Raw genomic sequence first — 15,073 nt, 5'->3', positions numbered from 1 at the left:
GCTCGTGGCCACCGCACCCGCCGCCCAGGCTCAGGACTATGTGATTGCCGACATCGGCCTTGCCGGCTTCGGCCGCAAGGAAATCGAGATCGCCGAAACCGAAATGCCCGGCCTGATGGCGCTGCGCCAGGAATTCGGCGCGGACAAGCCGCTGAAGGGCGCGCGCATCACCGGTTCGCTGCACATGACCATCCAGACCGCCGTGCTGATCGAGACGCTGGCCGAGCTGGGCGCGGAACTGCGCTGGGCGTCGTGCAACATCTTTTCGACCCAGGATCATGCCGCCGCCGCCATCGCCGCGCGCGGCATCCCCGTCTTCGCCGTCAAGGGCGAGACGCTGGAGGAATATTGGGACTATGTCGTCAAGATCTTCGACTGGGGTCAGGATACGACCTGCAACATGATCCTGGACGATGGCGGCGACGCCACCATGTTCGCGCTGTGGGGCGCGCGCGTCGAAGCCGGGGAAGCGCTGTTCACCCCGGCCAATGAGGAAGAGGAAATCTTCGTCGCGACGCTGAAGCGCTTCCTGGCGGAACGCCCCGGCTATCTGACCCGGACGGTGCAGGCCATCAAGGGTGTGTCGGAAGAAACCACCACCGGCGTGCATCGCCTCTATGAACTGGCGAAGAAGGGCAAGCTGCCTTTTCCCGCGATCAACGTGAACGACAGCGTCACCAAGTCGAAATTCGACAATCTCTACGGCTGCAAGGAAAGCCTGGTCGACGCTATCCGCCGCGCCACGGACGTGATGCTGGCTGGCAAGGTTGCGGTCGTCGCGGGCTTTGGCGACGTCGGCAAGGGCTCGGCCGCTTCGCTGCGCAATGGCGGCGCACGCGTGCTGGTGACCGAAGTCGATCCCATCTGCGCGCTGCAGGCCGCGATGGAAGGCTATGAAGTCGTGACGATGGAGGAAGCCGCGCCGCGCGCCGACATCTTCGTCACCGCGACCGGCAATGCCGATGTCATCACCATCGACCATATGCGCGCGATGAAGAATATGGCGATCGTCTGCAACATCGGCCATTTCGACAGCGAGATTCAGATCGCCGCGCTCAACAACCTCAAATGGACGGAGATCAAGCCGCAGGTCGATGAAGTAGAATTCGCCGACGGCAAGAAGATCATCGTCCTGGCAAAGGGCCGCCTGGTCAATCTGGGCTGCGCCACCGGCCACCCCAGCTTCGTCATGTCGTCCAGCTTCACCAACCAGGTGTTGGCCCAGATCGAGCTGTGGACCAAGGCGGACGACTATCAGAATGAAGTCTATGTGCTGCCCAAGCATCTGGACGAAAAGGTCGCCGCGCTGCACCTTGAAAAGCTGGGCGTGAAGCTCTCGAAGCTCAGCCAGAAGCAGGCCGATTATATCGGTGTTCCGGTGGAAGGGCCCTTCAAGCCCGATCATTACCGCTACTAAGAGCGGGACCTGAAAAAGGGGGAGGCGGCGACGCCTTCCCCTTTTTCGTTCAGGGTTCGGCGCGATGCGCGAAACTTTTGCGCCGCCCGCTTCCCGCTGCGCCTGAACTGGGATAGGTCGGTCGCGACTATGACAAGGGACGGGCAGGTTCGGCGGATAAGGGACGGTCGCCTATGACGGCGCTGTCGCCTGTTGCCGCCATCATCTTGGGCGTCGTTCTGGCGCTCTGGCTGGGCGCTGCGATCTGGGCGCTGATGAGCGGCCAGCGCATGCGGCGCGAAGGCACGCATTCACAGGGCAGGCTCGATCGGCTGACCGCGCTGCTCGCCTCCGCGCCTGCCGCTCCGGTCATCGTCCATCCCGATGGCCGGCTGGAAGCCGCCGACCGGCTCGCCAAATGGCTGGGCAAGTCCCGCGCCCCCAACTTCCTGTCGGAACTCACGGCCGAGGACGGCGGGATCGAGCCGGAGGACGCGCAGGCGCTCGCGCGCGAAATCGCCGCCGCGCAGCGAGCGGGAAAAAGCTTCGCCTTGCCGATCCGGGGTCTTGGCTCCACTCGCCTGCTGCTGGTGCGCGGCGCGCCGGCGGGGCCCGATCTTGCGGAAAGCGGCGGCGTCCTGCTGTGGATTTTCGACGCGACCGACAGCCAGGCGGAAATACAGTCGCTGCGCGCCCAGGTGGAGCAGTTGCGGGAGGCGCTGGAGGCGCTGGCGGGACTGGTCGAAGCCGCGCCCTTTCCGATGTGGCATCGCACGCCCGACCTGCGGCTCAGCCTGGTCAACAGCGCCTATGTCCGCGCGGTCGATGCGCAGGATGCGCGGGATGTCATCACCCAGGGTATCGAACTGGTCGAATCGGTGGGCGGCGTGCCGCCCGAGGCCGCAGCCGCCGACGCGATGGCGCGTGACGAACTGGTCGAACGCATGGTTCCCGCCACCATTGACGGGGAACGGCGCATGATGCGCGTGGTCGACGTGCCGTTGGGCGAGGCGGGGATAGCCGGCTATGCGGTCGACCAGCATGAACTGGAGCAGGCGCGGGTCGAGCGCCGCCGGCTCGAAGCGGCCCAGCGCGATCTGCTCGATCGCCTCTCCGCCGGTGTCGCCCGCTTCGGCTCCGACCGGACGCTGCGTTTCTGGAACCAGCCCTTCATCAGCCTTTTTGGCCTGCGTCAGGACGCTCTGGCCGACGCGCCATTGTTCGAACGCGTGCTCGACCAGATGCGTGATGCGCGCCGTCTGCCCGAACATCGCGATTTCCCAGCCTGGCGGGCGGAGCGGCGCGACTGGTTCCTGTCGCCTGAGCCCCTGGAGGAGAATTGGCTGCTGCAGGACGGCACGCATCTACGCATCTACGCCCAGCCGCTGCCCGATGGCGGATTGCTGCTGATCTTCGAGGATCGCACCGAACAGGTCCAGCTGTCGAGCGCGCGCGACACGCTGCTGCGCGTGCGCACCGCGACCTTCGACAATCTGTTCGAATCGATCGGCGTGTTCGCGGCCGATGGTCGGCTGCAGATGTGGAACAGCCGCTTCCGCACGGTCTGGGGCGCCAGCGAGGAACTGCTCGCCACCCATCCGCGCATCGATGACCTGATGCGCGACGTGCAATCTTGCCTGGCAAAGCCCCAGCAGAGCAATCTGGTCCGCGAACTGGTGCGCGCCGCGACCCTGGAGCGCAAGCAGCGCATGGGCCATGTCGGCTTCGCCGATGGGCGCATCTTCGAATTCGCCGCTATCCCTCTGCCCGACGGCAATGCCCTTTTCACCATGCTGGACGTCACCGACAGCCGGCGGGTCGAACAGGTGCTGCGCGACCGCAACGAGGCGCTGGAGCAGGCGGACAAGATCAAGACCGCCTTCGTCACCAATATGAGCTATGAGCTGCGCACGCCGCTCACCACCATCGCCGGTTTCGCCGAGATGATGAGCGCGGGCTATGCCGGCGAATTGTCGGATTCGGCCAGGGATTATGTCGACGGCATCCTGCAGAGCACGGGCCGGCTGGCGATGCTGATCGACAATGTACTCGACCTGACGCAGAGCGAGGCGGGGACGTTGCCGATCGAGCGGTTGCCGGTCGATCTCGCCTCGCTGGCGCGCGCGCGGGTCGATCGGCTGCGCGGCGACGCGGCGGCGAAGGGCATGGAGCTGGCGGTGGAACTGGCGCCGACGGTCGGTATCGTGCGGGGTGACGAACGGCGGATCGGCCAGTGCATCGACCATCTGCTCGAAAATGCGCTCAACTATTGCAGCCGCGGCGCGCGCATCCTGCTCCATGGCGACGGCACGGCGGAACAGGCGCGTATCGTCATTTCCGACAATGGTCCCGGTATTCCCGCCGAACGGCAACAGGCGATCTTCGAGCCGCTGGTCCGCGCCGAACAGGCCCGCAGCGGCGCGAAGGCGGGCATGGGGCTGCCGCTCGCCCGCCAGCTGGTGCAGGCGCATGGCGGTACGCTGCAGCTCGTGTCGAAGAAGGGGCAAGGCACCATGATCCTGATCGAATTACCGCGTGGCTGACCGGGTTCTGGACCTGCCCGATGAAGCGGCGATGCTGGACCTTGGCCGTCGCATCGCGCGGCAGGCGCGGATCGGCGACGTCATCGCGCTGGAAGGCGGGCTGGGCGCCGGCAAGACGACGCTGGCGCGGGGCTTACTGGAAGCGCTGGGCCTGGAAGGCGAAGCGCCCAGCCCCAGTTTCGCCATCGTCCAGCCCTATGACGTGCCGGAGGTCAGCCTGCCGGTGACGCATGTCGATCTCTATCGGCTGGACGATGCCGCCGAAGCGCAGGAACTGGCGCTCGGTGATTATCTGATGGACGGGCTGCTCCTGATCGAATGGCCCGACCGGCTGGGCGACGCGCTGTGGCCGCACAGCCTGCGCCTCACCATAGAGATATTGGAGGATGGCGCGCGACGCTTGACAGCGGACGTGCCGGAGGCTTGGACGGATCGATGGTCCCAGATTTGATCCCGCCCGCCGCTGCCCCTGCTTTCCTCGCCCAGGCCGGGTGGGGAGAGGCCGCGATCCTGCCGCTCGCATGCGATGCCTCCTTCCGTCGCTACTTCCGCGTCGTCGGCCGGGAAGGGCAGGCCGTGCTGATGGACGCGCCGCCGCCGCAGGAGGATCCGCGCCCCTTCATCGCCATCGCCGAACGATTGCGGCAGGACGGCTTTGCCGCGCCGCGTATCCTGGCGCGCGACCTGACGCAGGGCCTGGTCCTGATCGAGGATTTCGGCGATCTGCGGGTCAAAGAGCATCTGGACGCGCATCCTGGCGAGGAATTGTCGGTCTATGCCCGCGCAGTCGATCTGCTGGCGGAACTGCACAGGCTGCCGCCCGCTGACCTGCCGCCCTATGATCGCGGCGTCTATCAGCGCGAAGTCGGTTTGCTGACCGAATATTATTGCCCTGCCGTCGATCTTGCCGTGGATGTCGACGCCTATGTCGGCGCATGGGATCAGGTATTGCCGCTGGTCGAGCAGTCGGCCAGCGCGCCGGTGACGGTGCTGCGCGACTATCATGCCGAAAATATCATGCTGATCGACGATCCGACCTCGCATGGCCTTGGCCTGCTCGATTTCCAGGACGCGCTGATCGGCCATCCCGCCTACGACCTGGTCTCGCTGCTCCAGGATGCGCGGCGCGACGTGCCGGTGGCGGTGGAGGCGGCGATGCTGGCCCATTATCGCGCGATCGCCGCGCCGCCCGCGGATTTCGACGCGGTCTATGCCGTGCTCGGCGCTCAGCGCAACGCCAAGATCATCGGCATCTTCACCCGCCTGTGGAAGCGCGACGGCAAGCCGCGCTATCTGTCCTACCTGCCGCGCATGTGGAGCCTGCTGGAGCGCGACCTCGCGCATCCCGCGCTCACGCCCGTGGCAGACTGGTTCGCGCAGAATATACCCGCGGAAAAGCGTCACCAGGCGCTGCAGGCTTTCGCCCTAGCATGAGGGGAGTGGCATGAGGGCGCGCGCATGATCGACACGGCGATGCTGATGGCGGCCGGCCTTGGCAAGCGGATGCGGCCGCTCACCGCGACGCGACCCAAGCCGCTGGTCAAGGTGGCGGGCAAGCCGCTGATGGATCATGCGCTCGACCGGCTGGAGGCCGGCGGCGTGCGCAAGGTGGTGGTCAATGTCCATTATCTCGCCGACACGGTCGAAGCGCATCTCAAGGCGCGGCGGTGCGGGCTGGAATTCACCGTCTCGGACGAACGCGCGAAGCTGCTGGAGACGGGCGGCGGCCTGATGCAGGCAAAGCCGCTGCTGGGTGACAAGCCCTTCTTCTGCGTCAACAGCGACAATTTCTGGGTCGATGGCCCGGCCGAAACCTTCGCCATGATGCGCAGCGTCTGGGACCCGGAGCGGATGGACGCGCTGCTGCTGCTCGTCCCGCAGGCGCGCGCCTACTGCCACAGCGGCATGGGCGACTTCCGGATGGACGCCAATGGCCGCCTGACCCGGCGCAAGCAGGGGCATGTTGCGCCCTTCGTCTATATCGGCATCCAGATCCTTTCGCCGACGCTGCTGGTCGATCCGCCCGGCGACGTCTTTTCGACCAACATCTTCTGGAACCGCGCGATCGCGGCGGGGCGCCTCTATGGCGTGTCGCACCAGGGGCTGTGGTTCGATGTCGGCACGCCAGCGGCGATCCCCGTCGTGGAGTCGATGCTCGCCCATGGGTGAGCGGGCGCGCCCGTCGCTGTTCACCATTCCCGCGCACCGCGCCTTCGCCGATGCGCTGGTGACCGGCCTGCTGGCGCAGCATCGCGGCGATCCCATGGCGCTGGCGCAGGGCATGGTGCTGCTGCCCAACAACCGCGCCATCCGGGCGGTGCGCGACGCATTCGTGCGCCAGTCGGGCGGCGGCCTGCTGCTGCCGCGCCTCGTCGCGATCGGCGATCCGGATCTGGGCGAGCAAGTGGGCGGCGCGCTCGACCCGCTGGGCGAGGAAGCGCCGATCCTGCCTGCGGTCGCGCCGATGCGGCGGCAGATGATGCTGGCGCGCATGGTGCAGGACATCCGGCCCGACATCGACGCGGGGCAGGCGCTGCAACTGGCGCAGGCGCTGGGCGCGGTGCTGGACCAGATGCAGGTGGAGCGCGTGCCGCTACGCGCGCTGCGCGAGCTGGACCTATCCGCCGACCTTTCGCGCCATTGGCAGGTGTCGCTGACCCTGTTCGAGATACTGATCGCGCGCTGGCCCGATGAATTGGCGCGGATCGGCTGCATCGACCTTGCCGACCGCCGCAACCGCTTGTTCGATCGGCTGGCCGATCGGTGGGGCGCGCATCCGCCGCCCGGCTTCGTCGCGGCGGCAGGCATCTCGACAACCGCGCCCGCCGTCGCGCGCCTGCTCCGCCGGGTGTCCGAAATGCCGCGCGGGCTGGTGGTGTTTGCCGGGCTCGACCAGCATATGGACGCCGACGCCTGGGACGCGATCGGCCCGTTCGATCCTGATCCGGTCACCGGCCAGCGGCCGCCCGGGCATGAGAGTCATCCGCAATATGCGCTCAAGCGCCTGCTCGACCGCATGAGCGCGACGCGCGAGGATGTCGCCCAATGGCGCTGGGGCAGCGAGCATGATGCGCGCGCCGTGCGGGGGCGCAATATCTCCAACGCCATGCTGCCGCCGCGGCTCACCAGCCGCTGGCGCGACCTCAAGACCGCCGACCGTTCGCTCGCCGGGGTGGAGGCGCTGGAAGTCGCGACCCCTGGCGAGGAGGCGCAGGCCATCGCCATAGCCCTGCGCGAGGCGCTGGAAACGCCGGGCCGCACCGCTGCGCTGGTGACGCCGGACCGGCAGCTGGCGACGCGCGTGTCCGCGCATCTGCGCCGGTGGGGGATCGAGGCGGACGACAGCGCGGGCCAGCCCTTGTCGCGCCTGCCGCCCGGCACTCTGCTGATCGCGATGGCAGAAGCGGTGGCCGAACGATTCGCGCCGGTGCCGCTGTTGACGCTGCTCAAGCATCCGCTGGTGATGCGCGGTGAAGCGCGGCTTTCCTGGCTGGAGGGCGTGCGCGGCCTGGACCTGCTGCTGCGCGGCCCGCGCCCGCAGGCCGGGCTGCACGGCATCGACCTGCTGCTGCTGCCGCAGGACGACGACCGGCACCGCGGCCTGCGGGATCGGGTGCGCGCCTGGTGGCCGACCGCGCGCGCCGTTCTGGAGCCGCTGGAAACCGCCTTCGCCGACGCCACCGGCCTGGCCGCGCAACTGGCGGCGCTGCGGGAACAAGCGAGCGCGCTGTCGGCGGATGCGATCTGGGCCGGGCATCAGGGGCATGCCGCCGCCGACCTTTTCACCGAGATGGAGGCCGCCGCCCCCGAAGGCCCGCGCCAGGCTGACCCGCGCGCGTTGCCGGCCTTGCTCGACCATATGCTTGGCGGCCTTGCCGTGCGTCCGCCGCAGGGCGGTCACCCGCGCCTGTCGATCCTGGGCCTGATCGAGGCGCGCCTGACCCAGGCCGATCTCATGATCCTGGGCGGCTTGAACGAAGGCACCTGGCCCGGCCTGCCGGCGCCCGATCCATGGCTGGCCCCGCGCATTCGCCGCGAACTGGGGCTGCCGGGACTAGAGACACGCATCGGTCTCGCCGCGCACGATTTCGCTGGCGCACTGGGCGCGCCGCGCGTGCTGATCACGCGCGCCCGGCGCGGCAGCGGCGGCCCGGCGGTCGCTTCGCGCCTGTGGCTGCGCCTGAAGGCGATGGCGGGGCCGCAGTGGAAATCCGCCGACCGTTATGCCCTGCTGGCGCGGGCGATCGACGCGCCGTCGGCCTATGGCCCGGCGCGGCGACCCGCGCCCGTGCCGCCGGTCGCAGCGCGGCCGCGCGTCATTCCGGTGACCGATGTCGATCGGTTGAAGGCCGATCCCTTCGCTTTCTACGCGCGGCGCATCCTGCGACTGGCGCGGCTCGACCCGGTTGACGCCGATGCCGGGCCCGCCTGGCGCGGCACCGCGGTGCATGACGTCCTGCAACGCTGGGCCGAAGCGGGCACGCTCGATCCCGCCGATCTGGAGGCGCGTGCCCGCGCGATGTTCGACCAGCCGCAGGTCCACCCGCTGCTCAAGGCGCTGTGGCAGCCCCGCCTGATCGAATCGATCCGCTGGATCGCGGCAGAGGTCGCACGCGACAAGGCCGAGGGGCGCACCATCCTCTCGGTGGAGCAGGAGGGACGAGGGGACGTCGCGGGCGTCACGCTCATGGGCAAGGCGGATCGGCTGGACCGGCTGGCCGACGGTCGCATCGGCATCATCGACTACAAGACCGGCAAGCCGCCGAGCGCGCGGCAGGTGAAGGCGGGCTTCTCGCTGCAGCTTGGCCTGCTGGGGGTGCTGGCCGAACTGGGCGGGTTCGACGGGCTGGGGCCCTCGCCCAAGGCAGGCGACTTCGAATATTGGTCGCTCGCCAAGAAGGGCGATCAGTTCGGCTATCGCGAACGGCCGGTCGATCCGATGGGCAAGCGCGACAAGATCGTGACCGACGAATTCACCGCCCATGCCCACGCCCATTTCGAAACGCTGGCGAATGACTATCTGTTGGGCAATGCGCCCTTCGTGGCGCAACTGAACCCCGAACTCGCCAATTATGGCGATTATGACCAACTGATGCGGCTGGAGGAATGGTATGGCCGCGACGATGGCTAAGGCGCGCGCGCTTCAGAAATTGCTGGGCGATCAGGCGCGCGCCGCGGCGCCGGACGCGCATGTGTGGCTTTCGGCCTCCGCCGGCACGGGCAAGACGCATGTGCTGACGGCGCGCGTGTTCCGCCTGCTGCTGCAGGGGGTGCGCCCCGAACAGATCCTCTGCCTCACCTTCACCAAGGCGGGCGCGGCGGAAATGGCCGATCGCATCCATGACCGGCTGGCCGCCTGGGTGCAGATGGACGGCCCCGGCCTTGCCGCCGACCTGATCGCGCTGGGCGAGGATCATGGGCCGCAGATGCAGGACCATGCCCGGCGTCTGTTCGCGGAGGTGCTGGAATCGACCGGTGGCCTGCGCATCCAGACTATCCATGGGTTCTGCCAGCAACTGCTCACCGCCTTTCCGCTGGAAGCCGAGCTGGCGCCGGGTTTTCGCCCGCTCGACCAGCGCGAGCAATCGACTCTGGCGCGCCAGACGCTGGCCGACCTGGTGGTGGGCGCGCAGGAAGAGGGCGATGACGCGCTGATGGCGGCGCTTCAGGCGCTCAGCCTGCGGCTGGGCGAGGGCGGGGCGGAAGGCTTTCTGCTGCGCTGCGCCGCGCGGGGGGACGCGCTGGATGCGCTGCCGGCCGACATCGCCCCCTGGCTGAACCAGGCGCTGGGCCTGCCGGAAGGCAATATCGATCAATGGCTTGCCGACCAGTGCTGCGACGACATGTTCGATCTGCGTTCGCTCGAATGGGTCGTCCGCGCCAATGCGGATTGGGGCAAGGGCCGGGGACTGGAGCGATGCGAGCGGATCGCCGCCTGGCGCGCGCTCGATCCTGCCGGCCGAGCCGCGGGCCTCATCGATCTCCATCGCGCCTGGGCCAAGGCGGATGGCGACATGATCGACGCCAAAGGGTGGGTGCCGCCGGTCGATGGCTATGGCGAGATGGCGGCGCGGCTGCACAGCCGCTGCGCCGAACTGATCGCGCTCAAGCTGCGCGCCGACTATGCCGCGTTGCTGGGACAGGCGCTGCACGCCGGCCGCGCCTATGCCCGCGCCTATGCGCGCGCCAAGCGGCTCGCCGGCGCGGTCGACTTCGACGATCTGATCGGCCGCACCGCCAGCCTGCTGGAGCAGCCGGGCATTGCCGAGTGGATCCGCTACAAGCTCGACCAGCGGATCGACCATATCCTGGTCGACGAGGCGCAGGACACCAATGCCGCCCAGTGGCGCATCGTCCGCACGCTGGCGGAGGAGTTCTTCAGCGGCGAAGGCGCGAAAGGGGAGCGGGTCCGCACCATCTTCACCGTCGGCGACTTCAAGCAGGCGATTTTCGGATTCCAGGGCACCAGCCCGCAGAATTTCGCCGCCGCGCAACTGCTGTTCCAGCGCGATGCGGACGGGGCTGGCCACGACTTCTTCAACCTTTCGCTCGACCGCAGTTTCCGCTCGACGCCGGCCGTGCTGGATGTCGTCGATCGCACCATCGCGACGCTGCGGGCCGAGCGGCTGGGGCTGGACAGCGGCGACGTGCGTCATGACAGCGCCAATCGCCATCCGGGCGAAGTGCTGCTCTGGAAGCCGGTCATCGCCAATCTGACCGAAGACGCCGAGGGCGAGGAGGATTGGGTCGACGATCAGGAGCGCGTCCTCGCCCAGCGCATCGCGCGGCAGGTGCGGCAGTGGATCGACGACGGAGTGATGCTGGAAAGCCGCGGCCGCCCGGTGCGCGCTGGCGACATCATGATCCTGGTGCGCCGCCGCAGCGAGCTGGCGCGGCTGATCGTCGCGCGCCTGTATGAGGAGCAGGTCGCCGTGGCGGGCATCGACCGCCTGCGGCTCAATGCGCCGCTCGCGGTGCGCGACCTGCTGGCGGCGCTGCGCTTCGCGGTCCAGCCCGAGGATGAGCTGAACCTCGCCGCTTTGCTGGTGTCGCCGCTGATCGGGTGGACGCAGGACGATCTGATGATGCGCCTGATCGGGCGGAAGACGGGGCTGTGGCGGCATCTGAACCAGACGCTGGACGAGGACCTGCTGAAGCCGCTTCGCGATCTCTTGTCCGTGGCGGATTTCTCGACCCCCTACCGCTATCTGGAGGCGATCCTGTCGGGGGCGGTTGACGGGCGGCGCAAGCTGATCGAGCGGCTGGGCGCGGAAGCAGCCGATCCGATCGAGGAATTGCTGAACGCGGCGCTTGCTTTCGAAAGCGACGATCATCCCTCGCTGCAGCGCTTCATCGACTGGTTCGACCGCGGCGAGGTGGAGATTGTCCGCGACGCCGCGGCGCAGGGCGACATGCTGCGGCTGCTGACGGTCCATGGCGCCAAGGGATTGCAGGCGCCGATCGTCATCCTGGCGGACGCCTGCCTTGATCCCGATGCCGGCAATCGCGCGGACATGCTGGAGTGGAACGGCTTGCCGATCCTGCCGCCGCGCAAGGCCGAGCGGCAGGGGCCGATCGGCGAGGTGGCCGAAGCGGCTGCGGCGGTCGAGCGGGAGGAGCATTGGCGGCTTCTCTACGTGGCGCTGACCCGGGCCGAGGAAAAGCTGGTCGTGGCCGGGTCGCTGGGGCCGCGCGCCAAGGGCGAGGTGAAGCCCGAAAGCTGGTTCGCCGCGGTCGAAGGCGCGATGGTCTCGCTGGGCGCGGAGTGGGAGGCCGATCCGCTATGGGGAGCGGCGCGGCGCTGGCGCGGGGCGGAACAACTGCCCGCCAAGGAGGCGGCGTCGGAGGAAGTGGTGGCCGAGGCGCCGGTCGACGCGCCCGCCTGGCTGCGGCAAGCCGCGCCGGCCGAGGCGCGGCCGCCACGGCCGCTGGCCCCATCGGCTCAGGTCGAGGATGATGTGCCCTATCCCCCGCCTACGCCAGCGATGCGCGCCGCGGCCGAGCGAGGCCGCTGGCTGCATGCCCTGTTCGAGCGGCTGCCCGCGCTCGCGCCGTCGCAGCGGGACGCGGCGGCCGATCGCTGGCTGGCGCAGCAGGGGCTCGACGATGCTGGCGGGCGGCGCGACCTGATCGCCCAGGCGCTGCGCGTCATCGACGCGCCCGACTTTGCGGGCCTGTTCGGTCCCGATGCGCTCGCCGAAGCGCCGATCGCCGCCGTGGTGGGGGAGGCGGTGATCGCCGGCACCGTCGATCGCCTCTGCGTCGGGCCGGACGTGGTGCAGTTCGTGGATTTCAAGACCGGGCGAGTCGCGCCGCTGACGCTGGCCGACGTGCCGTCCTCCCATATTCGGCAGATGGCCGCCTATGCCGCCGCGCTCGCCGTGATCTTTCCCGATCGGCGGATCGAGGCGGGCCTGCTCTACACCAGCGCGCCGCGGCTCATCACCCTGCCGGCGGCCTTGCTGACGGCGCACAAGCCGGGCTTTGTCCCCGCGCAGGAGAATTTGCCGCTCCCGCCCGTTGAGCGACACGCGCCATCATCCTAGATATTGCGCCAAGCAAAGGAGATTTACCCATGGCCACCAAGGCAGTTACCGATGTCAGCTTCCAGGAAGACGTGATCGCCGCCGACAAGCCGGTGCTCGTCGATTTCTGGGCGGAATGGTGCGGCCCGTGCAAGATGATCGGCCCGGCCCTGGAGGAAATCTCCGAGGAACTGGCCGACAAGGTCACGATCGCCAAGATCAACATCGACGAAAATCCCGACGCGCCGGGGAAATATGGCGTGCGCGGCATTCCGACAATGATCCTGTTCAAGAATGGCGAGGTCAGCGCGACCAAGGTCGGCGCGGCGCCCAAGAGCGCGCTCAAGGGCTGGATCGAAAGCGTCCTCTGACGCCACATGGCGGCGGTGCGAAGCAAGGTCATGGACCTTGCCTCGGCCGTCGCTCCGTCGCACCGGCCAAGTCGTTGTCGATGCGCGCCTTTTCGCCATACTCCGACAGCGAAAGCGACAAGTGCGCGGGTTTGCGTTTGGGCGGGACCAAACGCTTCCACTTGTCGTGTTCGCTGTCGGGCTTTGCCGTTCAGCTGAACAGTTGCTGCGCCGCCCGTTCCCACAGCCGCGGCGAGGATGCGCCCAGCAGCCCGCGGCGTATGTCGCCCACCAGATAGGGGCTGCCGTCCAGCCGCTGGCAACACCCGCCCGCTTCATTGACGAACAGCGTGCCCGCCGCATGATCCCAGGGCAGGGTGCGCGCGAAGACCGACACGTCATTCTGACCCAGCACCAGCCGCGGATATTGCTCCGCGGCGCAGCGGGGAATGTCGACCAGTGCGAATTGGCCGTCCGCGCGCCGCTGAATATCGGCGCGCTCGTCTTCGCTCATGAAATAGACCGCCAGCGCCGCGATCGGCAGGTCGCCGCCGCTTTCGCGCGCCTGCACCTGCTCCCCATCAATATGGCTGCCGCCACCCAGCAGCGCATGGCAGAGCCGCCCGGTCATCGGATCGAGGATCCAGCCCGCCAGCGTGGCGCCAGCGTCCACCAGCGCGATCATGATGCCGAAGGGCGGATTGCCCGACGCGAAATTGCCGGTCCCGTCGATCGGGTCGATGATCCAGTTCAATCCGTCGCCAGCGCGTTCCAGGATCGTCGGGTCGGCGGCGCAGGCTTCCTCGCCGATGATGCCGGCCTCCGGCAGGATGGCTTCCAGTCCTTCGGCCAGGCGCAGTTCGCTTTCCTTGTCGGCGATGGTGACGAAATCATTCGCCGCCTTCTCGCTGATTTCATGCGCGGCAAGGTTGCGGAATCGGGGCATCACCACGTCGCGCGCCACTTGCCGCATCAGCGCGACGACGGCTTCGTGCAGGGCGAGCATCATCAGCTGCGATAGTCCGCATTGATCGAAATATAGCCATGCGTCAGGTCGCAGGTCCAGATGGTGGCGCGGCCATCACCCAGCCCGAGATCGACGCCAATCTCTATCTCCTGCCCCTTGAGATGCGCTGCCACTGGCGCTTCGTCATAGCCTTCTACCGCGAGGCCCCCGGTGGCGACCTGCGTGGCGCCGAAGCGGATCGACAGCGTGTCGCGATCGGCGGGTTCGCCCGCCTTGCCGATGGCGGCGACGACGCGGCCCCAATTGGCGTCTTCGCCGGCAATCGCGGTCTTGACCAGGGGCGAATTGGCGATCGACAGGCCGATGCGGTGCGCGCTCGCGTCGCTGCTTGCCCCTTCGACCCGAATTTCCACGAATTTGGTCGCGCCTTCGCCATCGCGGACGACCAGATGCGCCAGCTGGCGGCAGAGATCGGCGAGCGCGGCGGCAAAGGCGTCCGCGCCCGGATCGTCCATCGATCGCAGCGGCGCATTGCCCGCCTTGCCCGTCGCAAAGGCGAGCACGGTGTCGCTGGTCGAGGTATCGCTATCCACGGTGATACAGGAAAAGGTCCGCTTGTTCGCGGCCGAAAGCATCTGCTGCAACAGCGCCGGTTCGATCGCGGCGTCGGTGAAGATATAGCCAAGCATCGTCGCCATGTCCGGCGCGATCATGCCCGACCCCTTGATGATGCCAACCAGATCGACGCGCGTCTCTCCGATCAGTGCGCTGGCGCAGGCGCCCTTGGGATAGGTGTCGGTGGTGCCGATCGTGATCGCCGCTTCCTCCCAACCGCAGGGGGTGCCGTTGAAGGCCGCCTCCAGCCCCGCCTCGGCCTTGTCGACGGGCAGCGGCACGCCGATGACTCCGGTCGAGGAGATGAAGATGTCCGACGGCAGGCAGGCGAGGTGATTGGCGACCCTGGCCGCGATCGCTTCTACCGCCGCCCGGCCCCGGTGCCCGGTGAAGGCATTGGCATTGCCGGCATTGACCACCAGCGCGCGCGCGGCGCCCAGCGGAATGGCGTCGCGGCACCATTCGACTTCGGGTGAGGGGCATTTGCTCTGCGTCGTGACGCCGGCGACCGCCGTTCCTTCGTCGAGCTCGACATAGGTGAGGTCGCAGCGGTCCCACGCCTTGTAGCCGGCGCGCGCGGTGCGCAGCGTGACCCCGGCAATGGCGGGAAGGGACGGGAAGGCGGCGGGGGCGAGGGGCGATCTGTCCATGGCCTCGCCATAGGATGGGCAGCGCGC

The 15,073-nt window shown here is 68.2% G+C and carries 10 protein-coding genes; 8 read left to right on the top strand and 2 right to left on the bottom strand.

Going from position 1 to position 15,073, the window contains the following annotated elements:
• Window positions 1-4: 4 nt before the first annotated feature.
• The 8 genes from ahcY to trxA all read left to right on the top strand — a co-directional run bounded on the left by ahcY (window position 5) and on the right by trxA (window position 12,835).
• Window positions 5-1,417 carry an adenosylhomocysteinase gene (gene ahcY, locus ACGGKE_RS03925; protein WP_394440212.1) on the top strand — a complete coding sequence of 471 codons (1,413 nt, stop codon included), beginning with the start codon at window positions 5-7 and terminating at the stop codon, window positions 1,415-1,417.
• Window positions 1,418-1,590: 173 nt separating this feature from the next.
• A complete protein-coding gene (locus ACGGKE_RS03920) occupies window positions 1,591-3,939 on the top strand; it encodes a PAS-domain containing protein (protein WP_394440210.1) in 2,349 nt (782 codons plus the stop codon).
• Window positions 3,932-4,390 (top strand): tRNA (adenosine(37)-N6)-threonylcarbamoyltransferase complex ATPase subunit type 1 TsaE, encoded by a 459-nt coding sequence (gene tsaE, locus ACGGKE_RS03915; RefSeq protein WP_394440208.1) that lies wholly within the window; start codon window positions 3,932-3,934, stop codon window positions 4,388-4,390. The genes ACGGKE_RS03920 and tsaE overlap by 8 nt, the downstream gene beginning before the upstream one ends.
• Window positions 4,387-5,373, top strand: coding sequence for an aminoglycoside phosphotransferase family protein (locus ACGGKE_RS03910; RefSeq protein WP_394441716.1), 987 nt, complete (start codon window positions 4,387-4,389; stop codon window positions 5,371-5,373). The genes tsaE and ACGGKE_RS03910 overlap by 4 nt, the downstream gene beginning before the upstream one ends.
• A 24-nt stretch (window positions 5,374-5,397) precedes the next feature.
• Entirely contained in the window at window positions 5,398-6,108 is a 711-nt protein-coding gene (locus ACGGKE_RS03905; RefSeq protein WP_394440206.1) for a nucleotidyltransferase family protein, read from the top strand.
• Window positions 6,101-9,070 carry a double-strand break repair protein AddB gene (addB, locus tag ACGGKE_RS03900; RefSeq protein WP_394440204.1) on the top strand — a complete coding sequence of 990 codons (2,970 nt, stop codon included), beginning with the start codon at window positions 6,101-6,103 and terminating at the stop codon, window positions 9,068-9,070. The genes ACGGKE_RS03905 and addB overlap by 8 nt, the downstream gene beginning before the upstream one ends.
• Complete coding sequence (addA, locus tag ACGGKE_RS03895) at window positions 9,051-12,485, top strand: double-strand break repair helicase AddA (protein WP_394440202.1); 3,435 nt, start codon at window positions 9,051-9,053, stop codon at window positions 12,483-12,485. The genes addB and addA overlap by 20 nt, the downstream gene beginning before the upstream one ends.
• Window positions 12,486-12,514: 29 nt before the next feature.
• The gene (trxA, locus tag ACGGKE_RS03890; protein WP_228166457.1) at window positions 12,515-12,835 is read left to right on the top strand and encodes a thioredoxin TrxA; all 321 of its coding nucleotides are present in this window, start codon (window positions 12,515-12,517) and stop codon (window positions 12,833-12,835) included.
• 190 nt (window positions 12,836-13,025) lie between these two features.
• On the opposite strand, the gene ACGGKE_RS03885 is transcribed toward trxA, so the two are convergent.
• Window positions 13,026-13,823, bottom strand: coding sequence for an inositol monophosphatase family protein (locus ACGGKE_RS03885; protein ID WP_394440200.1), 798 nt, complete (start codon window positions 13,821-13,823; stop codon window positions 13,026-13,028).
• Entirely contained in the window at window positions 13,823-15,046 is a 1,224-nt protein-coding gene (gene argJ / locus ACGGKE_RS03880; RefSeq protein WP_394440198.1) for a bifunctional glutamate N-acetyltransferase/amino-acid acetyltransferase ArgJ, read from the bottom strand. Before argJ ends, ACGGKE_RS03885 begins: the two co-directional genes overlap by 1 nt.
• Window positions 15,047-15,073 lie beyond the last annotated feature (27 nt).

The organism is Sphingobium naphthae (genome assembly GCF_043589935.1).
GTDB classification, from domain to species: Bacteria; Pseudomonadota; Alphaproteobacteria; order Sphingomonadales; family Sphingomonadaceae; genus Sphingobium; species Sphingobium naphthae_A.
Note: the sequence above shows the minus strand (reverse complement) of the source record. Positions and strands in the feature narration are given on the sequence as shown.